This window comes from Cupriavidus sp. UGS-1 (assembly GCF_021213615.1).
Classification (GTDB): domain Bacteria; phylum Pseudomonadota; class Gammaproteobacteria; order Burkholderiales; family Burkholderiaceae; genus Cupriavidus.
The window spans coordinates 345,410-366,736 of record NZ_JAJQJF010000004.1; the positions used below are offsets into that span (position 1 = coordinate 345,410).

General features: G+C 68.6%; 21 protein-coding genes. 12 read left to right on the plus strand and 9 right to left on the minus strand.

Annotated features, from left to right (window positions below):
- The first annotated feature begins 5 nt into the window (after positions 1-5).
- The 6 genes from LRR16_RS08150 (at position 6) to LRR16_RS08175 (ending at position 6,937) form a co-directional block, all read left to right on the plus strand.
- Positions 6-599, plus strand: a complete 594-nt coding sequence (locus tag LRR16_RS08150; RefSeq protein ID WP_232205489.1) for a gluconate 2-dehydrogenase subunit 3 family protein — start codon at positions 6-8, stop codon at positions 597-599.
- 70 nt (positions 600-669) lie between these two features.
- A complete protein-coding gene (locus tag LRR16_RS08155) occupies positions 670-2,247 on the plus strand; it encodes a GMC family oxidoreductase (protein WP_232205490.1) in 1,578 nt (525 codons plus the stop codon).
- Between the two features lie 249 nt (positions 2,248-2,496).
- Complete coding sequence (locus tag LRR16_RS08160) at positions 2,497-4,458, plus strand: sigma-54-dependent Fis family transcriptional regulator (protein WP_232205491.1); 1,962 nt, start codon at positions 2,497-2,499, stop codon at positions 4,456-4,458.
- A gap of 132 nt (positions 4,459-4,590) precedes the next feature.
- A complete protein-coding gene (gene hisN, locus LRR16_RS08165) occupies positions 4,591-5,376 on the plus strand; it encodes a histidinol-phosphatase (protein WP_232205497.1) in 786 nt (261 codons plus the stop codon).
- Positions 5,377-5,531: 155 nt separating this feature from the next.
- A complete protein-coding gene (locus LRR16_RS08170) occupies positions 5,532-6,404 on the plus strand; it encodes an IclR family transcriptional regulator C-terminal domain-containing protein (protein WP_232205498.1) in 873 nt (290 codons plus the stop codon).
- Between the two features lie 299 nt (positions 6,405-6,703).
- Positions 6,704-6,937, plus strand: a complete 234-nt coding sequence (locus LRR16_RS08175) for a hypothetical protein (protein ID WP_006576881.1) — start codon at positions 6,704-6,706, stop codon at positions 6,935-6,937.
- Positions 6,938-7,041: 104 nt separating this feature from the next.
- Here the strand turns inward: LRR16_RS08175 and LRR16_RS08180 are convergent, their stop codons facing one another.
- The 5 genes from LRR16_RS08180 to LRR16_RS08200 all read right to left on the minus strand — a co-directional run bounded on the left by LRR16_RS08180 (position 7,042) and on the right by LRR16_RS08200 (position 11,566).
- Complete coding sequence (locus tag LRR16_RS08180; RefSeq protein WP_006576880.1) at positions 7,042-7,797, minus strand: flagellar brake protein; 756 nt, start codon at positions 7,795-7,797, stop codon at positions 7,042-7,044.
- Positions 7,798-7,888: 91 nt separating this feature from the next.
- A complete protein-coding gene (gene thpR / locus LRR16_RS08185) occupies positions 7,889-8,446 on the minus strand; it encodes an RNA 2',3'-cyclic phosphodiesterase (protein WP_232205506.1) in 558 nt (185 codons plus the stop codon).
- A gap of 27 nt (positions 8,447-8,473) precedes the next feature.
- Complete coding sequence (locus LRR16_RS08190; RefSeq protein WP_232205509.1) at positions 8,474-9,010, minus strand: methylated-DNA--[protein]-cysteine S-methyltransferase; 537 nt, start codon at positions 9,008-9,010, stop codon at positions 8,474-8,476.
- Complete coding sequence (locus tag LRR16_RS08195; RefSeq protein ID WP_232205510.1) at positions 9,007-10,578, minus strand: DNA-3-methyladenine glycosylase 2 family protein; 1,572 nt, start codon at positions 10,576-10,578, stop codon at positions 9,007-9,009. The genes LRR16_RS08190 and LRR16_RS08195 overlap by 4 nt, the downstream gene beginning before the upstream one ends.
- A 94-nt stretch (positions 10,579-10,672) precedes the next feature.
- On the minus strand, positions 10,673-11,566 hold the full coding sequence (locus tag LRR16_RS08200; protein ID WP_232205512.1) for a LysR family transcriptional regulator: 894 nt from the start codon (positions 11,564-11,566) through the stop codon (positions 10,673-10,675).
- Between the two features lie 168 nt (positions 11,567-11,734).
- Between LRR16_RS08200 and LRR16_RS08205 the strand changes: the two genes are divergently transcribed.
- A complete protein-coding gene (locus tag LRR16_RS08205) occupies positions 11,735-12,157 on the plus strand; it encodes a VOC family protein (protein ID WP_232205513.1) in 423 nt (140 codons plus the stop codon).
- A 55-nt stretch (positions 12,158-12,212) separates the two neighbouring features.
- On the opposite strand, the gene LRR16_RS08210 is transcribed toward LRR16_RS08205, so the two are convergent.
- Complete coding sequence (locus tag LRR16_RS08210; RefSeq protein WP_232205514.1) at positions 12,213-13,106, minus strand: LysR family transcriptional regulator; 894 nt, start codon at positions 13,104-13,106, stop codon at positions 12,213-12,215.
- Between the two features lie 144 nt (positions 13,107-13,250).
- Here LRR16_RS08210 and LRR16_RS08215 point away from each other — a divergent pair, with 144 nt between their 5' ends.
- The 3 genes from LRR16_RS08215 to LRR16_RS08225 all read left to right on the plus strand — a co-directional run bounded on the left by LRR16_RS08215 (position 13,251) and on the right by LRR16_RS08225 (position 15,447).
- A complete protein-coding gene (locus LRR16_RS08215; RefSeq protein ID WP_232205515.1) occupies positions 13,251-14,168 on the plus strand; it encodes an NmrA family NAD(P)-binding protein in 918 nt (305 codons plus the stop codon).
- A 121-nt stretch (positions 14,169-14,289) separates the two neighbouring features.
- Positions 14,290-14,661 (plus strand): hypothetical protein, encoded by a 372-nt coding sequence (locus tag LRR16_RS08220; protein ID WP_006577941.1) that lies wholly within the window; start codon positions 14,290-14,292, stop codon positions 14,659-14,661.
- Between the two features lie 270 nt (positions 14,662-14,931).
- Positions 14,932-15,447 carry a hypothetical protein gene (locus tag LRR16_RS08225; protein WP_232205517.1) on the plus strand — a complete coding sequence of 172 codons (516 nt, stop codon included), beginning with the start codon at positions 14,932-14,934 and terminating at the stop codon, positions 15,445-15,447.
- Between the two features lie 18 nt (positions 15,448-15,465).
- Here LRR16_RS08225 and LRR16_RS08230 read toward each other — a convergent pair whose 3' ends face one another.
- Positions 15,466-16,476 (minus strand): hypothetical protein, encoded by a 1,011-nt coding sequence (locus LRR16_RS08230; RefSeq protein ID WP_232205519.1) that lies wholly within the window; start codon positions 16,474-16,476, stop codon positions 15,466-15,468.
- A 28-nt stretch (positions 16,477-16,504) separates the two neighbouring features.
- Positions 16,505-17,662: an acyl-CoA dehydrogenase family protein gene (locus LRR16_RS08235; protein WP_006577944.1), complete on the minus strand. Its 1,158-nt coding sequence runs from the start codon at positions 17,660-17,662 to the stop codon at positions 16,505-16,507.
- A 244-nt stretch (positions 17,663-17,906) separates the two neighbouring features.
- Between LRR16_RS08235 and LRR16_RS08240 the strand changes: the two genes are divergently transcribed.
- Positions 17,907-18,830, plus strand: a complete 924-nt coding sequence (locus LRR16_RS08240) for a LysR family transcriptional regulator (protein ID WP_232205592.1) — start codon at positions 17,907-17,909, stop codon at positions 18,828-18,830.
- A 43-nt stretch (positions 18,831-18,873) separates the two neighbouring features.
- Here the strand turns inward: LRR16_RS08240 and LRR16_RS08245 are convergent, their stop codons facing one another.
- The gene (locus LRR16_RS08245) at positions 18,874-19,884 is read right to left on the minus strand and encodes a LacI family DNA-binding transcriptional regulator (RefSeq protein WP_232205521.1); all 1,011 of its coding nucleotides are present in this window, start codon (positions 19,882-19,884) and stop codon (positions 18,874-18,876) included.
- A 283-nt stretch (positions 19,885-20,167) separates the two neighbouring features.
- Here LRR16_RS08245 and LRR16_RS08250 point away from each other — a divergent pair, with 283 nt between their 5' ends.
- Positions 20,168-21,304: a mandelate racemase/muconate lactonizing enzyme family protein gene (locus LRR16_RS08250; protein ID WP_232205528.1), complete on the plus strand. Its 1,137-nt coding sequence runs from the start codon at positions 20,168-20,170 to the stop codon at positions 21,302-21,304.
- Positions 21,305-21,327: the final 23 nt, after the last annotated feature.

Genomic DNA, 21,327 nt, shown 5'->3' on the forward strand with positions numbered 1-21,327 from the left:
GACAAATGCAAGACGACATCCAGCAAGCGGATGCCGCCGCGCCCGCGGCCGGCATGCGCATCGTGGCCAAGACCCAGCCGGTGACGCGGCGCGGCTTCCTCCGAGGCACCGGTCTCGCCGCGATCGGCGTCGCCGTCGTGTCGCCCGGCGCGCTGGCCAAGCCGGCGCGCGAGGCGCTGGTGACCGACCTGACGGCGCTCGGCACGCCGACCGCCCGCACGCTGCTGGTGATGGCGCGCGACATCTTTCCGCACGACCGCTTCGCCGACCGCTACTACGTCGAAGCGATCGCGCCGCTGGACCGCGCCGCCGCCAGCGACAAGGCGGTACGCACGCTGCTGCAGCAGGGCGTGCGCGAGCTCGATGCGGCTGCGCAGCGCAAGCACGGCAAGCCCTATGCGCAGTTGCAGGACGAGGCCGACCGCGTCGCGCTGCTCAAGGCCATCGAGACCACGCCATTCTTCGAGAAGGTGCGCGGCGAGATGGTGACCAGCCTCTACGACAACAAGGCGGTCTGGCCGCTGCTCGGCTACGAGGGCTCGTCCTGGGAAAAGGGCGGCTACGCGAACCGCGGCTTCAACGACATCGACTGGATCTGAGCCGTACCCCGCGCGAAGGGCTGCGCAGACAGCATCGCGAACCATACAAGGCAGGACACTGGAGACAAACATGGCAACACGGATCGACCTGAACGACCGCGACGCGGTCGTCATCATCGGCTCGGGCGCGGGCGGCGCCACGCTGGCCAACGAGCTGGCGCAGCGGGGCATCGGCAAGATCGTGATTCTCGAGGCCGGCAAGCACTATACGCAGGCCGACTTCGAAAACGACGAATGGGCGATGTTCCGCAAGATCTCGTGGCTCGACAAGCGGATCTCGGCCGGCGGCTGGCATCACACCAAGACCTATCCGAACCTGCCGGCGTGGATCGTCAAGGCGGTTGGCGGCTCGACCATCCACTGGTCCGGCGTCGCGCTGCGCTTCCAGCCGCACGACTTCCGCACGCGGCAGATCTACGGACAGGTCGAAGGCGCCAACGTGCTGGACTGGCCGATCACCTACGAGGAACTGGCGCCCTACTACGACAAGGCCGAGAAGAAGATGGGCGTGACCGGCAGCGCCGCCAGCGGCCAGCCGCCGATGCCGGAGAGCAACCAGTACAAGGTGGTCGCGGCCGGCGCGCGCAAGATCGGCTATCGCAAGATCGTGCGGCCGGTGGCGTCCAATTCCACACCCTACGACGGCCGCCCGGCCTGCCAGCAGGCCGGCTTCTGCATGCAGGGCTGCAAGATCGGCGCCAAATGGTCGGCGCTCTATACCGAGATTCCGAAGGCACTGGCGACCGGCCGCGTCGAGCTGCGTCCCGAGAGCATGGTGCTGCAGGTCCAGCACGACAAGTCCGGCAAGGTCAATGGCGTGCTGTACGCCGACAGCAAGGGGCGCAAGCACCTGCAGAAGGCGCGCGTGGTCTGCGTGGCGGGCAATTCGATCGAATCGCCGCGGCTGCTGCTGAACTCGGCGTCCAGCCTGTTCCCGAACGGGCTGGCCAACTCGTCGGGGCAGGTCGGCCGCAACTACATGAACCACGCGACCGCGGCCGCGGTGGCGATCCATCGCAAGCCGGTCTATATGTACCGCGGCTTCGATATCGGCGCGGTGGTGGCCGACGAGGTCGCGCTCAATACGAAGCGCGGCTTCAACGGCGGCTACTACCTGGAGGGACTGGCGCTCGGGCTGCCCTATACGGCGGCCTTCATGAAGCCGGGCGGCTGGGGACGCGACGTGACCTCGGCGCTGGAGCAGTACGACCACATGACGGCGATCTGGGTCTGCGGCGAAGACATGGCGCGCGAGCAGAACACCATCACGCTGCATCCGACCGAGAAGGACCAGTACGGGCTGCCGATCCCGATCGTGACCAAGACCTACCACCGCAACGACGACGCCATCGCGGCGCATGGGCTGCAGCAGTTCCGCAAGCTGTCGGAGGCGGTCGGCGCGACGCGCGTCATCGATATGCCGGCGTATCCCGCCAGTCACAATATGGGCACCAACCGGATGAGCGCCAACGCCCGCGACGGCGTGGTCAACCGCTGGGGCCAGGCGCACGACGTCAAGAACCTGTTCATCTCGGACGGCAGCCAGTTCACCTCCAGCTCCGCCGCCAACCCGACGCTGACGATCGTGGCGCTGGCCATCCGCCAGGCCGAATACCTGGCCGGCGCGCTGCGCAAGGGCGAGGTCTGAGCCCGGGCTTGTCGGGATTGAAGTCCGGCCCGGGGCTGGTGTAAGGTCGTCGCGCCTGGGAAGCGTTGTCGCTCCCGCACCGCGACAGCACTCCCTCTCCCGCCCGCGGGAGAGGGGCCGGGGGAGAGGGCAACGGCGTTCCGCTGTACCGGCACCGCTCGCCGTCCGGTCTATATTGGATAACACCACGAACACAACAGCACAAAAGCGTCGTCCGTCCCCACGGCAAGGCGCAGCGAAGGAGACCCCGTGATCAGTGCCAAGCAAGCCGCCCAACGGCACGCGCATGTCGAGCAGGTGCTGACGCTTGCCAGTCAGGCCGATCCGGAGCGGCCGCCGCTCAGCGAGATCGAGCGCTCGTGGATCCGCTGCGTCAACGAGTACGGCATGGATCCCGGCCGACGCATGCCCGCGCATATCGTCGAGGCGGGACGGCTGCGCGAGCACAAGGACCAGATCGAGGACTTCCTCGGCGTGGCGCGCACCGGCATGGAGCAGTTGTACAAGCGCATGTCGTCGCTCGGCTATGTGCTGCTGCTGACCGATTCACACGGCATCGCCGTCGACTTCATCGGCAACGACCAGTGGGATCGCGAGCTCAAGAGCTCCGGCCTGTATCTGGGCGCGGACTGGAGCGAGCGCCAGGCCGGCACCTGCGCGGTGGGCACCTGCATCGTCGAGCAGCATGCGGTCACCTGCCACCAGACTGACCATTTCGATGTCTCGCATATCAGCCTGACCTGCAACAGCGCGCCGCTGTTCGACCCGACCGGCGGCTTTCTCGGCGTGCTGGACGTTTCGGCGCTGACCTCGCCCGGTCCGCGCGAGAGCCAGCATCTGGCGCTGCAGATGACGGCGATGTATGCGCAGATGATCGAGGACGCCAATTTCCTGCGCTACTTCCGCGACCGCTGGATCCTGCGGCTGGGCGCAACCTGGTCCCTGGTCGACGTCAGCGGCGAGATCATGGTCGCCTTCGACGCCGACGGCATCGTCTGCGGCATCAACAGCGGCGCGCGCCGCGCGCTGCGCGCGGCGGACCATGGCCCGGTGATCGGACGGCCGCTGACGATGCTGTTCCGCGAGAGCATGAGCGACCTGTGGCGCATCGCGCGTGCCGGCATGTCGTCGGACCGCGCGACGCTGCGCACGCATGGCGACGAGGTCTACTACGCCAGCGCGATCGCGCCGCGCGTGATGCCGCACCGCATCCCCACGCCGGCCGCGCCCGAGCCCGGCGACACCGCCGCGCTCGACGCGCTGGGCGCCGACGATGCGCAGATGCAGCGGCTGATCACGCAGGCAAAGCGCCTTGCCAACAAGCCGCTCAATGTGCTGATCCACGGCGAGACCGGCACCGGCAAGGAGGTCCTGGCCAAGGCGCTGCATCAGAGCAGCAACCGGCGCGAGCACGCGTTCATCGCGGTCAATTGCGCCGCGATTCCGGAGACGCTGATCGAGAGCGAGCTGTTCGGCTATACCGCCGGCACCTTCACCGGCGCGCGCGGCAAGGGCATGCGCGGCCTGATCGCGCAGAGCGATGGCGGCACACTCTTTCTGGACGAGATCGGCGACATGCCGCTGCATCTGCAGAGCCGGCTGCTGCGCGTGCTGTCCGAGCGCGAGGTCACGCCGCTGGGCGCGCAGCGTCCGCTCGCGGTCGACCTGCGCGTGGTCGCGGCCTCGCACCGCGACCTGCGGCAGCTGATCGCCGAGGGGCGCTTCCGCGAGGACCTGTATTACCGGCTGTGCGGCGCCACGCTGTATCTGCCGACCTTGCGTGAGCGGCAGGACAAGGCCTACCTGATCGAACGGATCTGCCGCGAGGAAGCGGCTCAGTTGCAGATCGACGCGACGCTGTCGACCGACGCGCGGCGCGCGATGCTGGCCTACGACTGGCCCGGCAATGTGCGCCAGCTGCGCAATGTGCTGCGCTTCGCGCTGGCGATGAGCGACGGCGGCCATATCGATCTGGGCGATCTGCCGCCGGAGGTGACCGACGCCGGCATTGCCTCTCCGTTGCGCGCGCTGCCCGCCTCCGATGCCGCGAGCCCTCCGGTCCCCGACGATCCGAAGGCGCGCCAGTTGCTCGCCGCGCTGCAGGCGCACCACTGGAACGTGACCGAGGTCGCCGCGGCCTGCGGCATTTCGCGGGCGACGGTCTATCGGCAGATGGAGCGCTTCGGCATCGTCGCGCCGAACCGGCGCTAGGCGCCAGCCGGGGCCAGCGCTTCCGCGCGCTGCGGCTGGCATGCTCGCCGGGACCGACGTACCATCGCCGCATCGGCCGATCCTTGCCGCGCCTCCCTACGCCCCTTCCTACGCTCAATCGTCGCCACCGCCATGCCGCTGCCCGCTGAACGCCTGAACGAGTATCTGGACTTCGCCCACCGCCTGGCCGACGCGGCCGCGGCGCAGAGCCTGCCGCTGTTCCGTACCCATGCCGAGGTGCAGGACAAGGGCGGCCGCCGCTTCGACCCGGTCACCGCCGCCGACCAGGCCGCCGAGACCGCGATGCGCGAGCTGATCGCGGCCACCTATCCCGACCATGGCATCCATGGCGAGGAGCATGAGCGCATCGAAGGCACGTCGCCGCTGACCTGGGTGCTCGATCCGATCGACGGCACGCGCGCCTTCATCACGGGCCTGCCGCTGTGGGGCACGCTGATCGCGCTGAACGACGGCGACAGGCCCGTGCTCGGCGTGATGGACCAGCCGTTCACCGGCGAGCGCTTCGTCGGCACCTGCGACGCGGCCTGGCTCGGCAGGACGCCGCTGCGCACGCGGCCCTGCGCGAGCCTGGCCGAGGCCAAGCTGATGTGCACCACGCCGGAGATGTTCGCCGACGAGCCCGAATGGAAGGCGTTTCGCTGCGTGGCTGACCGCGCGCGGCTGCTGCGCTATGGCGGCGACTGCTATGCCTACTGCATGGTCGCCGCCGGCCATGTCGACGCAGTGATCGAGGCAGGGTTGCAGCCGTACGACGTGCAGGCGCTGATTCCGATCGTCGAAGGCTCGGGCGGCATCATCACCAGCTGGACCGGCGACGATCCCCAGCATGGCGGCCGTGTGGTGGCCTGTGGGGATCGCCGCCTGCATGCGCAGATCCTGGCGGCGCTTGCGGAATAGCGCAGCGGATTGGAGACGGCGGCGGCCGCAATCGGCCGGTTCTGACCGGCATCGACTCGCGAACCCGGCAGCGTATCTCCCGCTACGGCGCGTCGCCGGTTATGATGCGCGATTATCGAACGACCGCCGCCGCCCCGGATCCGGCCTTTTTCCGTATGGACGCCACCCGCTCCACCACCGCCGCAGCCCCTGCCGTCCCTGCCGCGCCCTCCGCCGATGCCGCCCCGCTGCGCCCCGCTCCCGCGCGTCCCGATCAGCTGGACCAGTACGCTGGCGACCCGAACTTCATGCTGTCGCTGGCGCGCGGGCTCCATGTGCTCGAAGCCTTCTCCGAGCGCAAGCGGCCGCTGACCATTTCGCAGATCGCCCAGCGCACCCAGCTGTCGCGCGCTTCGGTGCGGCGTTGTCTCTATACGCTGCAGCGGCTCGGCTATGTCAGCCAGGAGGACGGCCGCTTCGCGCTGCGTCCGCGCGTGCTGCATCTGGGCCACGCCTATTTTTCTTCGACCGCCCTGGTCGCCCAGGCGCAGCCGATCCTGGACCGGCTCAGCGCGGCCGTCGGCGAGACCTCGGCGCTGGCGATCCTCGAGGACACCGACATCCTGTATCTGGCCCGCTGCGAGGTGCGCCGCATGCTGTCGCACGCGCTCGGCATGGGCAGCCGCCTGCCGGCCTTCTGCACGTCGATCGGTCGCATGCTGCTGGCCCATCTGGACGAGCCGGCGCGCGACGCGTACTTCGAGCGCGCCGAACTGCGGCCGCGCACGCTGCAGACCAAGGTATCGCGCACCGAGCTGGAGGCCTGCTTCGAGCAGGCGCGCACGCTTGGCTATGTGGTGGTGGACGAGGAACTGGAGCTCGATCTGCGCGCGCTCGCGGTGCCGGTGCACGCGGAGTCGGGCGAGGTCGTGGCCGGCATCAGCGTCAGCGTGCGGCCCACGCAGGTCGGCGAAGCCGAGATGCTGGCCCGCATGCTGCCGCGCATGCGTGAGGCGGCAATGGAAATGAGCCGATTGATGGCGGCGTGAGATGGCGCGCGAGATGGCGGCACGCGAGTGCGGCTGTTGCACCGCTGTCTCCTCGCCACAACGACAATCGGCATCAAGCGCCAATATTGCGCCGCTTATTCGAAGCCGATCATGTCGCAATGCTCACAATCGTGACGCTTTAAAGCGCGATGCGCGTCGCCGCCATCACTCCTCGGAATAGACCGCGGAAACGTGGCGATATTCAATGCATCGCGTTGCGATATACATTGCTAAAATCACCGTCCACAAGTCCGAACCCGAAAGACTCTTGCCAAAAAAGAGACTACCGCAACACCAATATGACTTTTGATGACATCTCGCTTGGCGCAATCGTCGCGGATATGCGCATGGCAGAGAGACCCCTGATGCCCGCCGAACAGGCCTATCTCGCCGAACTGCGCCAACGGATTGCGGCCGGCTCCGAGAATTTGTGGGCGATCCTGGAAGACGCCGGCATGCCATCGAACGGTGGCCGCCTGTCCGGCGATGTGATGCTCGCCCTCACGATGGTGGCGCAGAGCAAGCCGCAATAAGGATTGGCGCCGGCCACGCGCATATCCAGGGCCGGCGCGTCATCGATATCCCGATATCCCGATATCCCGATATCTGCGGCGCGCCCGTTGCGCGTCGCGAATTGCTAGCCCCGATGGGCCAATTCCAGCGCGAATACCAGCCGCTGCAGCGTATTTTCCAGACGCCCATCCGGATTGACGAACGCGCAGCCGAAATGATGAATCGCGCTGTCGTCGCGGCCCACCAGCCAATGCCCCACCACCTGCAGATCCAGATCGAGCTTGCCGAGCTCACGGAAATCGAGCCGGGCGCGCGCGATGCGCGTACCGACCGGCAGCTGCGCATCGCCGACCGTGCGCGAGCGCAGCCCCACTCCCGATAGCGACAGATCCGAGATATCGAGCTTGACCACGGTACCGTCGTCGAGCCGTCCCTCGCAGCCGTAGCCCCGCGTCACCAGCGTGCGTGCGCGGAAATGCCGGCGGCGCTGGAAGTGATAGAGCTTGTCCGGGAACGGCGCCTTGAAGGCCGGGCCGCCCTGGTATTGCACGGGCTCGGGCCGGCCGATGGCGAAGTTCACCGGCACGCCGCGCAGCGACGCGGAGATCGTGTTTTCCTCGGCCTCCAGCACCGCGCGTGCCTCCTCTTCGGTCCGGCACCAATCGAAGATGAAGGTCCGGCTGGCGGGGTCGACATGCAGCACCGAGGAAACGGTCTCCCGGCCGCGGCCGGAACGCACGTTCAGCGTGCATTTCTGCCACGCCAGATCGCGCAGCACCGTGCCGATCTGCGAGGCGTGGGTCAGGCGGTACTGTTCGTCGGAAGCAGCGTCGGACGCGGCGGCGGCCTCGGGCCGGTCGATGGACTCGTGGGAACTCATGAAATCACGCGGGCGGGTGCGGGGATCCAGATGCGGGCGAAAGGGACTCTAGTACAGAATCGGCATCCTCGGCGCAAAACTTGAGCCCGACTTAGGAGGGGTTGTCCGGGTCCGGCTCGTGCAAGGCGAAGGCCCGGCGGCACCGATGTTCGGCGCCCTGCCGCTGCAGGCGGCTCTCGAACAGCACGAAGCGCCGCGACAGATAAGGCGGGCAGGCCAGTTCCCGTTGCGCGGCGACCCACTCGCGCAGCAGCGGCTCCGGCGCCTGCGGCGCGCAGCGCGCCAGCGTCAGGTGCGGGTGGAAGGAACGCGCCTCCGGCTCGATTCCAACATCGTGCAGCGCCAGATCGATCGCGGCATGCAAGGCCAGCAGCGGTGGCGCAGGCGCGACGCCGGCCCACAGGATTCCGCCGCGCCGGCCGAAGCGGCCGACGCCGGCGACATGCACCGGCACGGCAATGGCGTCGATGGTGCCAAGCGCGTTGTCGATCGCCACTGCCCGATCCTCGTCGACCTCGCCGATGAAGCGCAGCGTCAGGTGGACCTGCGCGGCCGGCGTCGGACGGATGCCGCGCTCGCGCGGCAGCGTCGCCAGCAGCGACGCGGCAAGCGCGGGCGGGGTTTCCAGTGCGACGAACAGGCGCGGCATGCCGGCCGGAGCGCTACGCGTGCGAGGTCAAGCCGCCGCGGCCAGCGTATCGCGCAGCAGCGGCAGATGCGGCGCCGCGGCCGTGCCTTCGAGCCGCAGCAGTGCCTGCTTGCGCCCGGTACCGCCGGCATAACCGGTCAATGCGCCGTTGGCGCCGAGCACCCGATGGCAGGGCACGATCACCGAGATCGGGTTGCGGCCCACCGCGCTGCCGACCGCGCGCGCATGGCTCGGAGGCAGGCCCAGGCCGAGCGCCAGTTGGCCGTAGCTGACGGTCTGGCCGAACGGAATCTCGCACAGCGCCTGCCAGACCCGCTGCTGGAACGCGCTGCCGGCCAGGCGCAGCGGCACGGTAAAGTGCTGGCGCGCACCGGCGAAGTACTCGGTCAGTTCCTGCGCCGCCTGCTCCAGCAGCCGCGCGTGGCGTGCATCGGCGGGAGCGCCTTCGAACGGTCCGGCCGGATGGTATTTCTGGCCGGAGAAGAACATTCCGGTCAGATGGCCGTCTTCGGCACGCAACAACACGTCGCCGAGCGGGCCCGACATCGAACGGTAGTGAATCATGTTGGCTGCTCCTGTAACTGTGGACGGCGGGTGCGGCGCGGTACGGCTTGCTTGCCGCCGGCGTCGCCGACGCCCGCCGGTGCGGCGCGCGCGGTCGCACGCTCGCGCTCGCGGCCGTCCTGCATGTCCTGGTACTGGCGCCACAGATGCATGGCCGCGTAGGCGCGCCACGGCGCCCACTGCGCGGCGTGGCGCAGCATCTCGCCGGTGCGCTCGATGCCCAGCACCTTGCGCAGCGCGTAGTCGGTCGCCGGAAACGCATCGGGCCAGCCCAGCGCCCGCATCGCGATGTATTGCGCGGTCCAGTCGCCCACGCCGTCGATGGCACACAAGGCTGCAATGGTTTCCGCGGGCTCCACGCCTGGTTCCAGCGACAGCCTGCCTTCGACCACGGCCGTGGCAATGGCGTGGATCGCGCGGGCCTTGGCCAGCGGCACGCCGAGCGCATTGAGGTCTGTCACCGGCACCGCGGCCAGCGTGGCGGCGCTCGGGAAGCACGCCCGCAACTCGTCCGTCGGCACGGCCAGCGGCGCGCCATGGGCCTGCACCAGCCGATCCAGCATCGACCGGGCCTGCGCCAGCGAGACGACCTGGCCGAGCACCGCGCGCACCGCGATCTCGAAGCCGTCGACCGTACCCGGCAGCCGCATGCCCGGCATGTCGGCGGCCAGCGCGCCCAGATGGTGGTCGACCACATCGGGCCGGCAGCCCAGATCGCACAGGCGCCGGACCTTGCCAAGCACCTGCGGAATGGCATGCGCCAGCGAACCGGACAGCGTCACGCGCAGCACGTGGCGCTGCGGGACCAGCGCCAGCCGCATCCAGCCGCTGTGCAGGCGGCCGGCCACCTCGATGGCCACGGTGCGCCCGTATTCGCCGCCATGCGGATCGGGCCGGATCTGCTCGACACCCGGCACCGCGCGCGCGCCGAGGAACTGCAGCAGCGCGGGCCACGCGAGCGGCGGCCGATAGCCGAGCTCGAACACCAGCCGGTCGGCCGGCATGCCCGCGGCGCGCTTTCGCATCGCGGTCGGCGCCAGGCCATAGCGGGTCTTCAATACGTCGTTGAAGCGGCGGACGCTGCCGAAGCCGGCGGCCAGGGCCACCTCGGTAACCGGCAGCGCGGTATCGGTCAGCAGCCGCTTGGCCAGCAGCAGACGCTGCGTCTGCGCGTATTCGACCAGCGAGACGCCGAACTGCGCGGTGAACAGCCGCCGCAGGTGCCGCTCGGTGACGCCGATCCGCGCGGCCAGCTCGGGCACGCCGGCATCGGCGAGGAAGCCCTCGTCGATCAGCGTCGCCGCCGCCTGCGCCAGCCGCCCCGACAGATCCGCCAGCCCGTGCCCGGGCGCCAGCTCCGGCCGGCAGCGCAGGCAGGGCCGATAGCCGTGCTTCTCCGCGGCCGCCGCGGTGGCGAAGAAACTGCAGTTCTCGCGCTTGGGCGTGCGCACCGCGCAGACCGGCCGGCAGTAGATGCCGGTCGACGACACGGCGACGAAAAAGCGCCCGTCGAAGCGGCGGTCGTGCGAAACCACGGCGCGGTAGCAGGTATCGGGATCGAGTTCCATGGCTGCATGCTACCGCTTTCCAGCCGGGCGACCAGCCGGATTCGGACATGCGAGTCCGGCCGGCTTCGGCCCGCAAAATGGACGCTGCGCGTGTTCAGCGCGGCTTGCCCCGCCGCCCGCGCCACTGGCGCGCCGCGAGGACGAAGGCGTCGATCAGCGCCGCGGTCGGCGCCCGCGACAGCGCTGAGGGCCGCGCCAGCACGCCGACCTCGCGATGGATCGGCCGGCCCGGCAACGGCTCGGCCTGGACGTTCGGGCATTGCGCCAGCGGCAGCAGATCGGCCGGTACGATCGCGCAGCCCAGCCCCTGATCGACCATCTGCAGGATCACCGCCGGCTCGTCGAGCTCCATGCCCTCGTCGACGCGCAGCCGATGGCGCTTCAGGTACCGGTCGACCAGATGTCCGCCAGCCGAATGCCGGTTGTAGCGGATGAAGGGCAGCGCGCCGAGCATCGCCTTCAGCTCGCGTGGCGCACCGCGCGGCGCGATCGCGACGAAGGGCTCGCTCAACAACGGCAGCCATTTGAGCTCGGCCGGAATGCCGAGCCGCGGCTTGATCATCACCGCCACTTCGAGTTCGCGCGCATCGACCTGGGTCAGCAGTTGCGTCGACATGCCGGGCACGATGTTGACGTGGGTCTTCGGGTAATCGGCGCGAAAGCGCTGCATCGCCTTCGGCAGCAGCGTGGATTGCACCGTCGATACCGCGCCCAGGTCGATCGGCGTCAGCGCGGGGGCCGCATGCGCCTGTCCCTTCATCGACTCGTAGAGTTCGACGAAGCGGACCGCCTCGGGCAGCAGCTTGCGCCCCTGCTCGCTGAGCGTCACCGATTTGCCGGTGCGGTCGAACAGCGCGCAACCCAGGTCCTCCTCCAGCCGCCGTATCTGCGTGCTGACCGCCGACTGCGTCAGCGACAGCCGCACCGCGGCGGCGGAAAACGAAGCGGTCTCGGCGGCGACCAGGAAGGTGCGGAAGTAGCGGATCATGGCACGCGGCTCATCGCAAATGGATCATCGAAGGCCCATCGAAATCTCTGATACTTAGCGCAAAAATGATTCGCTTCATATCGCGACTTGTGCTGGGTAGAATTTCCGGGACCATACCACGACAGCGCGGCGCCGCAGACCGCGCTCCCATTCCACAAAGGTCCCCATATGCAATCCATTCCCCTGTTCCACCTGGCGTTCCCCGTGCACGACCTGACGGAGGCCCGGCGTTTCTATGGCGAACTGCTCGGCTGCCCTGAGGGCCGCAGCTCCGACAGCTGGGTGGACTTCAATTTCTACGGCCATCAGGTGGTCGCGCACCTGGCGCCCGAGGAGACCGGGCATCGCTCGACCAGCGCGGTCGATGGCGACGACGTGCCGGTGCGCCATTTCGGCGCGATCCTGTCGATGGAGCAATGGGAAGCGCTGGCCGACAAGCTGCGCGCGGCCAACATCAAGTTCGTGATCGAACCGCATGTGCGCTTCAAGGGCCAGGTTGGCGAACAGGCCACGATGTTCTTCCTCGATCCGTCGGGCAACGCGCTCGAGTTCAAGGCCTTCGGCGATATCGGTCAGGTCTTCGCGAAGTAGGGACTGCCGCCCTGCGCTGCCGTCCGCCAGCACTGCAAGCCATAGCGCTGCAACGCTATAACGACAGGCCGCCCAGATGGTCCGCCAGCAGATCGATGAAGGCCCGCGTCTTGGCCGGAATCGCGCGCGCCGCGGGCCATACCGCCTGCACCGGGATCGGCGGCGCCTCGAAGCGGTCTAGCACGGTCACGAGGCGCCGCTGCTCGAGCAGATGCCGCACCTGCCATAGCGGGCCGAAGCCGATACCGAGGCCCAGCGCCACCGCCTCGTTGACCGCCGCGGTGCTGCCCGCACGCAGTCTGCCCTCGACCGGATAACGACGCTGCTTGCCGTCGACCAGGAACGGCCAGCGCGCATCGTTGCCCTCGCCGCTGCGCACGACGCAGCGATGCGCGGCCAGTTCGCGCGGGTGCGCCGGCACGCCGTGGCGCGCCACATAGCTGCGCGAGCAGAATGCCACGCGCCGCAGCATCGCCAGCCGGCGCGCCTTCAAGCTGTCGTCGGTCACCTCGCCGATCCGCACGGCCAGGTCCAGCCCTTGCGCGCGCAGATCGGTGAATGCGTCGCTGACCGTCAACTCCACCTCCACGCGCGGATGCCGCTCAATATAGCGCGCGATCACCGGGACCACATACGCCGGCGCAAACAGCACCGGCGCGCTGACCCGCAGCGTCCCGGACGCGGACGAACTGAGGCTCGACGCGACATCCCACGCCTCGCTCAGCTCGGCCATTGCCGGCGCGACGCGATGGCGGAACGCCTCGCCGGCCTCGGTCAGCTGACAGCTGCGGGTGGTTCGCTGCACCAGTTGCACGCCGAGGCTGCGCTCGAGCAGCGACAGCGAACGGCTGACCGACTGCAGCGAGCGGCCCAGATGCCGGGCGGCCTTGCTCAGGCTGCCGTGCTCGGCGATGGCCAGGAAGGTCAGGATGTCGGACACGCGGTCCATCGGCGCTCCACGTCTGAATGGGAAGATCGTCGCCCGGGATTCTCTCGATTTGTGGAAGAGAGAATCTTCGGGAGCCCGTATTCTCCTCCGATTCGGAACTCCCTATCGTGTCCGGATCATTCATCACGAACGAGGAGAAACACCGTGACATCGATCGCGACAGCAACGCATTCGACCGAGGCCGCCGCGGCGCGCCGCGTGCTGGTCGTCGGCGCCGCCGGACGATTTGCCGGCCTGGTTCCGCAGGCGCTGCGGGACAGGGGCGTGACCGTACGCGGATTGGTCCGCGATGCGGGACGCTCCGCCGTCGCGCTGGCCAATGGCACCGACGAGGTCGCGGTCGGCGACCTGCGCTCGCCACAAACGCTGGCGGCCGCGCTGGACGGCGTCGATGGCGTGTTCTACATCGGCCCCGCCTTCGCGCCCGACGAATCGCAACTGGGCGTCAACATGGTCCGCGCAGCGCGGCGTGCCGGTGTGCGCCGCTTCGTGTTCTCGTCGGTGATCCAGCCGACCGACGTCACGCTGGCCAACCACGCCAGCAAGATTCCGGTCGAACAGGCGCTGTTCGATTCGGGCCTGCAGTTCACCGTGCTGCAGCCCGCGAATTTCTACCAGAACCTGCTCGGCGCATGGGCGGGCGTCTTGGCCGGGGGCGTCTTCGCCGAGCCCTATCCGGTCGACGTGCCGGTAGCCCGCGTCGACTACCGCGATGTCGCCGAGGTTGCCGCAATGGCGCTGACGACCGACCGGCTGGCTTATGGCTGCTTCGAACTGACCGGCGAGCCGGGGCTCACGCGCGCGCAGATCGCCGCGATGATGGGCGACGCGCTGGGACGGCCCGTCGCCGCCGGCGAGATCGACTTCGAGCGATGGGCGGCGCGCCTGCCGCTCGACTACAGCGCGGCGCAATGGGACCTGCTGCGCAAGATCCACGAACACTACGCATCCCATGGATTGCGCGCCAATACGCTGGTGCTGCGGGCGATCCTGGGGCGGCCGCCGAGGTCGATGCAGGCGTTCCTGTGCGAGCTCGCCGGCAGCACGGCCAGGGCGGCGTAGACCGTTCGCCGCGACGCCCACGCACCGTGCGTTGCGGCCCCGATGTTGAGACACCTTCTGCTTGCCGGGTGACCCCAAGGACTGTATATTTGTACAGTCCTTGATCGCCACGGAGGTAAGCATGTCAATCGCACGAGCCGGCAGCAAGAACGAGGCCCTGCGTCTGCTGGCCGCCCGTGAGGTTCTGGCGCTGGAGCTGGACTATGAAACGGGTTGGCAGGACGCCGTCGAACTGGGCCGGCTGGGGGAAAAACGCGGCATCCGCGTCCAGTACCGCGGCCAGGAAAGCATCGCGGTGCGCTCGCACGACGCCCTGATCGAAGGGCTCGCCAAACCCAAGACCACCTTCCGTCAGCGCAATCTCTATTGCCTGTTCGATCTCGGCGCCATTCCGGACCAGCAGCTGCATGAGCTGGAAGCGCGCGCCAGCCGCCTCGGCGACTACATCCTGGCCGGTCATCTGCTGCGCGAGGTCGATGCCTTCTGGCATTGAGACGGCATTGAAACGGCATTGAGACGCCATCGAGGCGTGACACAGGCGTGACGCAAGCGGGTTCCTGCGACGCCGTGTCGCAGCCTCGGCAATCTCGCCAAAACCGCCGCTTTACCCGAAGATCCACCAAATACTTTCGTCAGGTTTTCGAAAGAAGGCGGTAACCGGGCAACGCACGATGGTGCCCCCGATCGCAGGCACGGTTCGTCCAGCGTCAGTCCCGCGAGCGGTAACGATCAGGCCAAAACACAACAGGAGACTCGCGACACCATGTCAGCCAACCTGTACGACGCCAAGGAACCGCTGCTGCGCTGTCTGCAAGAGAATCTGGCCGGCTGGCATTCGGCCCTGGACCACGTTCTGTCGCAGTCCGGTATCTCGACGGCGGAATGGCATCTGCTGCAACACCTGGCACACCGCCAGCGCGTCGAACCCCACCACGTCACCGCCCCCTGCGCCTTGCCCTGGCTCCAGGCCGAGGAATTCGAGGCGATGGTCCGCAGCCTGTCGGACCAGGGATGGCTCGAACCGCAGCCTGGCCCCCATGCGGCGCAGCCGATTCCGGTCATCCGCTCGAGCGCCAGCCATCGGATGGACAAGCTGGGTCAGGCCATCAAGGCGCTGCAATCGGTCTGGGTCTCGCCGCTCACCCTGGAAGAGCGCGGCATGATGATTACCTATCTGACCAAGATGCAACGCCAGCTCGAGCGGCTGGCGGCCCGCACCCCGGCAAACCGCGGCGGCACGACGCGGGGCGCCGCGGACCGGCGGGTGCTGATCCGCTGAGTCGCCGGCCGCTGCGCACTACGCGCTGACGCCGGTGTTGGCGCTGACGCAGGCTCGGTATTGCGGCCAGAACGCGCGCGGCTGAGGGCAAACCGCATTGCGCGGCAACTGCAGCAGGGTCAATCCGAACCGCCCCTCCCCGCCGTCTACCGCTCCCAACGACGTTTCCATCAGCTGGCCGGCGGCCGGCGCCTGGGCAAACCAGTCCGACATCGCCACGCGGCGTTCCTGGACGACGACAGCCGGCACAACATCATTCGACGTTTCCATCGCGCCCCGCGCCTCTCGCGCCGGCACCGCTTGCGCATCGATGCGCCAACCGGCCGAGCACGCCGTCTCGCTGAGCCAGCTGGCGCGCACCGTCCCGGCCTCGTCGAGCACCAGCACGGCCTTCTGCGCGGTACGCGCCAGCCAGCGCCGCGCGGCATGCAGCAGCGGCACCTGCAGTTGCGAGGCAAAGGCGATCAGCACATCGCCATCGACATGGCCGGTCAGGCCGAGATGGCAGGCGGCGGCGGGCATCGTCAGCCGCGCCGCAAAGCTGTAGGCGCGCGCGGCCGGGCTGTCGTCATCGGCCAGCGAATACAGGCCGCCTTGCCGGCATTCGAACGCATCGGTATCGGCATGCTCGCCTCGCATCGCGTAGCAGGCGAGCAACCAGGCCTGGACGAAGCGGGCCTCGGACGGGCCCAGCGCGGCACGGTGCAGCAGCGTCCAGCCGCCGGCGCCGGTGCGATACAGCACGCCATCGATATCGCCGAGTTCCGCCGCCTGGACCGACACGATCGGATCGCGGCGGCCGAGGACTGCCGCCGCGCCAAGCGCCAGCGCTCCCACGTCGAGCGGTGCGGTCGGCGGCGTGGCGCAGCCCGCCCGCAGCGCGGCGATGATCGGGAAGCACGGCGGACGAGCCGGCTCGTCACCGGCCAATGCGAGATCGAGATGCGGGGCCCAGCCGTGCGCGCCGGCACCGGGAAGTGCGATCCCGGGTGCCGTGCCGGCAGGGCGGACGCGTTGAAGCTGTTTCATGCTTGAACCCTCCGCGCCCGGGCCGGCTTCAGTCGCGCAGCAGCTGCTTGGCGATGATCATTTGCTGGATCTGCGTGGTGCCTTCATACAGGCGCAGCAGACGGACGTCGCGATAGAAGCGTTCGGCCTTGTACTCGGCGATATAGCCGGCGCCGCCGTGGATCTGCACCGCGCGATCGGCCACGCGGCCCACCATCTCGGTACAGAACATCTTGACGCACGAGGCCAGCATGCTGACTTCGGGATCGCTCTTGCCCGGCTCCTTGGCGTCGTAGCGCTGGGCGCAATCGCGCACCATCGACAGGCCGGCGTAGAGCTCGGCCTGGCTGTCGGCCAGCATGCCCTGGATCAGCTGGAATTCGCCGATCGGGCGGCCGAACTGCTTGCGGTCCTTCGCATAGGCCACCGCGTCGGTCAGCAGCCGGTGCGCCATGCCGCAGGCCAGCGCCGAGATATGCAGGCGGCCGCGATCAAGCACCTTCATCGCGGTCTTGAAGCCCACGCCCGGCACGCCGCCGATGATGTTGGCGGCCGGCACGCGCACGTTCTCCAGCACCACGTCGCAGGTCTTGGTGCCGCGCTGGCCCATCTTCTTGTCGGGCTTGCCCAGCGAGATCCCCGGCGTGTCGGCCGGCACGATGAAGGCCGAGATACCCGATGCCCCCGGGCCCCCCGTGCGCGCCATCAGCGTGAAGGCGCCGGCGCGCGGCGCATTGGTGATGAAGCGCTTGGTGCCGTTGATCACATAGTGATCGCCGTCCAGTTCGGCCTTGGTCTGCAGCGAGGCCGCGTCCGAGCCCGCATTCGGCTCGGTCAGCGCGAACGAGATGACCAGCTCGCCGCTGGCGATGCGCGGCAGATAGTTCTGCTTCTGCTCCTCGGTGCCATCCATCAGGATGCCCTGCGAGCCGATGCCGACGTTGGTGCCGAACACCGAGCGGAAGGCGAGCGCGGTATGGCCGAGGTCGTAGACGACATCGCATTCCTGCGACATCGACAGCCCGATGCCGCCGTAGTTTTCGGGGATCGAGATGCCGAACAGGCCCATCTCCTTCATGTCGGCCACGATGTCGGCCGGCACGTCGTCCGTTTCCTCGAGGATGTCCTCGGCGGGCTTCAGGCGCTCTTCGATGAAGCGCTGCACCGAGGCGCGCAGCAGGGAAAACGATTCGGTGTCCAGGGTCATGGCGGTCTCCGTGGGAGTGCGAAGGGAGGAAGGGTGGCGGCCCCGGCCGGCAACGGCGCGAGCGGCTGCCGAGCCGACAATGCGGGCGGATGGCCGTCATGGTACGCCGCCCCCGGATTTTGACAATCCACGCCGGCTTGGACAGAATGGACAGCCATATTTGACAATCCTGCGGCAAGCGCCACCGTTGCGGCGCGTAGCTTGACCGTCCTCGTCCGTTCCGCCCTCCCACTGCTTCGCCATGATGGATCTGAACGCCCTGCGCCTGTTCGTCGATATCGTCGACGCGGGCAACCTGTCCGCCGCCGCGCGCAAGCTGAAGATGACGCGCGCCAACGTCAGCTACCGGCTCAAGGCGCTCGAGGAAGAGCTCGGCGTGCAGTTGCTGCGCCGGACCACGCGCCATGTCGAGCCGACCCCGGTGGGCGCCGGCCTCTACGAACACGGGCGCAATATCCTGGCCGAGGTCGCCGCGGCCGATGCGCTGATCACCAATATGGGCAAGACGCTGCAGGGCCACGTGCGGCTGTCGGTGCCGACCGGCCTGGGGCACGCGCTGCTGTCGCCGCTGCTGGTGCAGTTCAAGCACCGCTACCCGGACATCACGCTCGACGTGGTGTTCGACAACCGCATCCACAACCTGGTCTCCGAGGACGTCGAGGTCGCGCTGCGGATCATCTCGACGCCGCCCGATTCGGTGGTGGCCACCGAGATCGGCGAGGTCGACTGGGTGGTTTGCGCCTCGCCGGCCTACCTTGCCGCGCAGCCGGCCCCGCAAGCACTGGCCGATCTGCAACGCCATGCAATCGTCTGCGCATCGCCGGTCGGGCAGAAGCTGAAGGCCTTCGGCACGCGCGCCGGCGAGGACCAGCGCGAGCAGGTCGCGCTGGAACCGACGCTCAGTTCGGAGAATTTTGCCTTCCTGAAGGAGGCCGTGCTGGGCGACGTCGGCATCGGCATCTTTCCGCTGTATGCGATCGGCCGCGAGCTCGCCGCGGGCCTGCTGACGCCGGTATTGCGCGACTATCGCATCAGCGTGTTCGGCAGCCGGCTCTATATGCTGACGCTGCCGAACCGCTACCAGACCATGGCGACGCGATGCCTGCTGACGTTCCTGAAGGGCGAACTGCAGGCGATCTGGCCGCGCCTGGGCGCGGCGCAGCGATGACGCGCTGAAGCGGCGCGTTGCAGCGTGCGCGCTGGGCGAACCTTCAGTCCGGCCCGCCCGTCGACGCGCGCTCGATCACGCGAAACCCCACGTCGACGACGCGCGGCTCCACCGGCAGCCCCTTGCACTTGTCCAGGATCAGCCGCGCCGCAATCGCGCCGATATGCGCGGCGTCGACCTGGACCGTGGTCAGCGACGGCGCCATGTGGGCGGACGCCTCGGCATCGCCAAAACCGCAGACCGCCAGATCCCCGGGAACGCGCAAGCCCCGCGCCTGCGCTTCGACCAGCACGCCCTGCGCCAGCTGGTCCGAACTGCAGCAGATCGCCTGAAGGCCTGGGGCCTTGTCCAGCAGTTCGGCCAGCGCGCGCCGCCCCAACGGCAGATTGCTCGGCGCCGGCACGACCGCGGTCGGCACCGGCCGGCCGAAGGTCGACACGAAGGCCTCCGAGCGGATCCGCGCGCGCCGGTCGTCGCCGGTAGCGATGCCCACGCGCTGCCAGCCCTTGGCGAGGAAATACCCGGCCACCGCGCTGCCGACCTTGACGTGCGAAAAACCGACCGCCATGTCCACCGGCCGGTCGCTCAGTTCCCAGGTCTCGACGACCGGAATGCCCGACTGCCGCAGCCGCTCGCGCGCCGCCTCGGACTGGATCAGCCCGGTGACGACGATGCCGTCCGGGCGCCGGCCGATCATCGCGTTGAGCAGCGCTTCTTCACGCGAATCGTCGTAGCTGCTCTGTCCGAGGATCAGGTGGTAGCCGGCCGCCTCCAGCGTCTCGGTCAATGCCTTGATGGTCGGCAGGAATTGCGTCACGGCGATATCGGGCACGACGGCCGCCACCATCAGGCTGCGCCGCGACTTCAGTCCGCCGGCGATCAGGTTGGGGATATAGCCGACCGCGTCGGCCGCCTGCTGCACGCGTTCGATCGTCTTGGCCGACACCATGCCGGGATTGCTCAGTGCGCGGGAGGCGGTGATCAGCGACACGCCGGCCGCGCGGGCGACGTCATGCAGGGTGACGGACTTGTTCTGCGCTTTGGTGGTGGCCACGTCAGGTCTCGGGTCGGGGCAAACGGATGGCAACGGATGGCAACGGATCCGGTGGACGGCCGGGTTCGGGAAAGCCATGAGTCGGCATCGCGGCGAAGCGCGTTGACAGCGCCGATATGACAACGTTAGCATTTCGCCGAAACGTGCCCGTCCCTGTCACGCCGCATCGCAAAATCCCGGTGCACGGCGCCCGACATTGTAACGGGCTTCATTTGGCACCGGAATGACAACGTTATCATTCCGATCCGACAACGATACCCTGCCGCCGAACGAAAGACAGCTTATGACCTCCACCGCCGACCGCATCGCCTGGATCCGTCTGTCCAGTTGCTATCTGCCGCTGGCCACCCCGATCAGCGACGCCAAGGTGCTGACGGGCCGCCAGAAGCCGATGACCGAGGTCGCGATCCTGTTCGCCGAAATCGCGACGGCGGACGGCCGCGAGGGAGTGGGCTTCAGCTATTCGAAGCGCGCCGGCGGTCCCGGCCAGTACGCCCACGCCTGCGAGCTGGCGCCGACGCTGCTCGGCGAAGACCCTAGCGATATCGCGCGGCTGTGGGACAAGCTGTGCTGGACCGGCGCCTCGGTCGGGCGCAGCGGCATGGCGACGCAGGCGATCGGCGCCTTCGACGTCGCGTTGTGGGACCTGAAGGCGCGCCGCGCGGGCCTGTCGCTGGCCAAGCTGCTCGGCGCGCAGCGCGATGCGGTGCGCTGCTACAACACCTCGGGCGGCTTCCTGCATACGCCGCTCGATCAGCTGTTGATCAACGCCGCGGCCTCGGTGGAACGCGGCATCGGCGGCATCAAGCTGAAGGTCGGCCAGCCGGACGGCGCGCGCGACCTCGAACGGGTCGGCACGGTGCGCAAACATCTGGGCGACGCGGTGCCGCTGATGGTCGACGCCAACCAGCAATGGGACCGCCCCACCGCGCAGCGCATGTGCCGGACGCTGGAGCCGTTCCACCTGGTCTGGATCGAGGAGCCGCTGGACGCCTACGACCACGAGGGCCACGCCGCGCTGGCCGCGCAGTTCGATACCCCGATCGCCACCGGCGAGATGCTGACCAGCGCCGCCGAACACTGGGACCTGATCCGCCACCGCGCCGCCGACTACCTGATGCCCGACGCCCCGCGCGTGGGCGGCATCACGCCCTTCCTGAAGGTCGCCGCGCTGGCCGAGCACGCCGGGCTGATGCTGGCCCCGCATTTCGCGATGGAGCTGCACATTCACCTGGCGGCGGCGTATCCACGCGAGCCGTGGGTCGAGCATTTCGACTGGCTCGAGCCGCTGTTCAACGAGCGGCTGGAAATCCGCGATGGCCGCATCGTCGTGCCGACGCGGCCCGGCCTGGGTGTCTCGATCAGCGAGCAGGCGCGCGCATGGACGCGGGCACAGACGGAATTCGGCGCTCGCCCATAAGGGCGGCCCGCCAACGGAACACA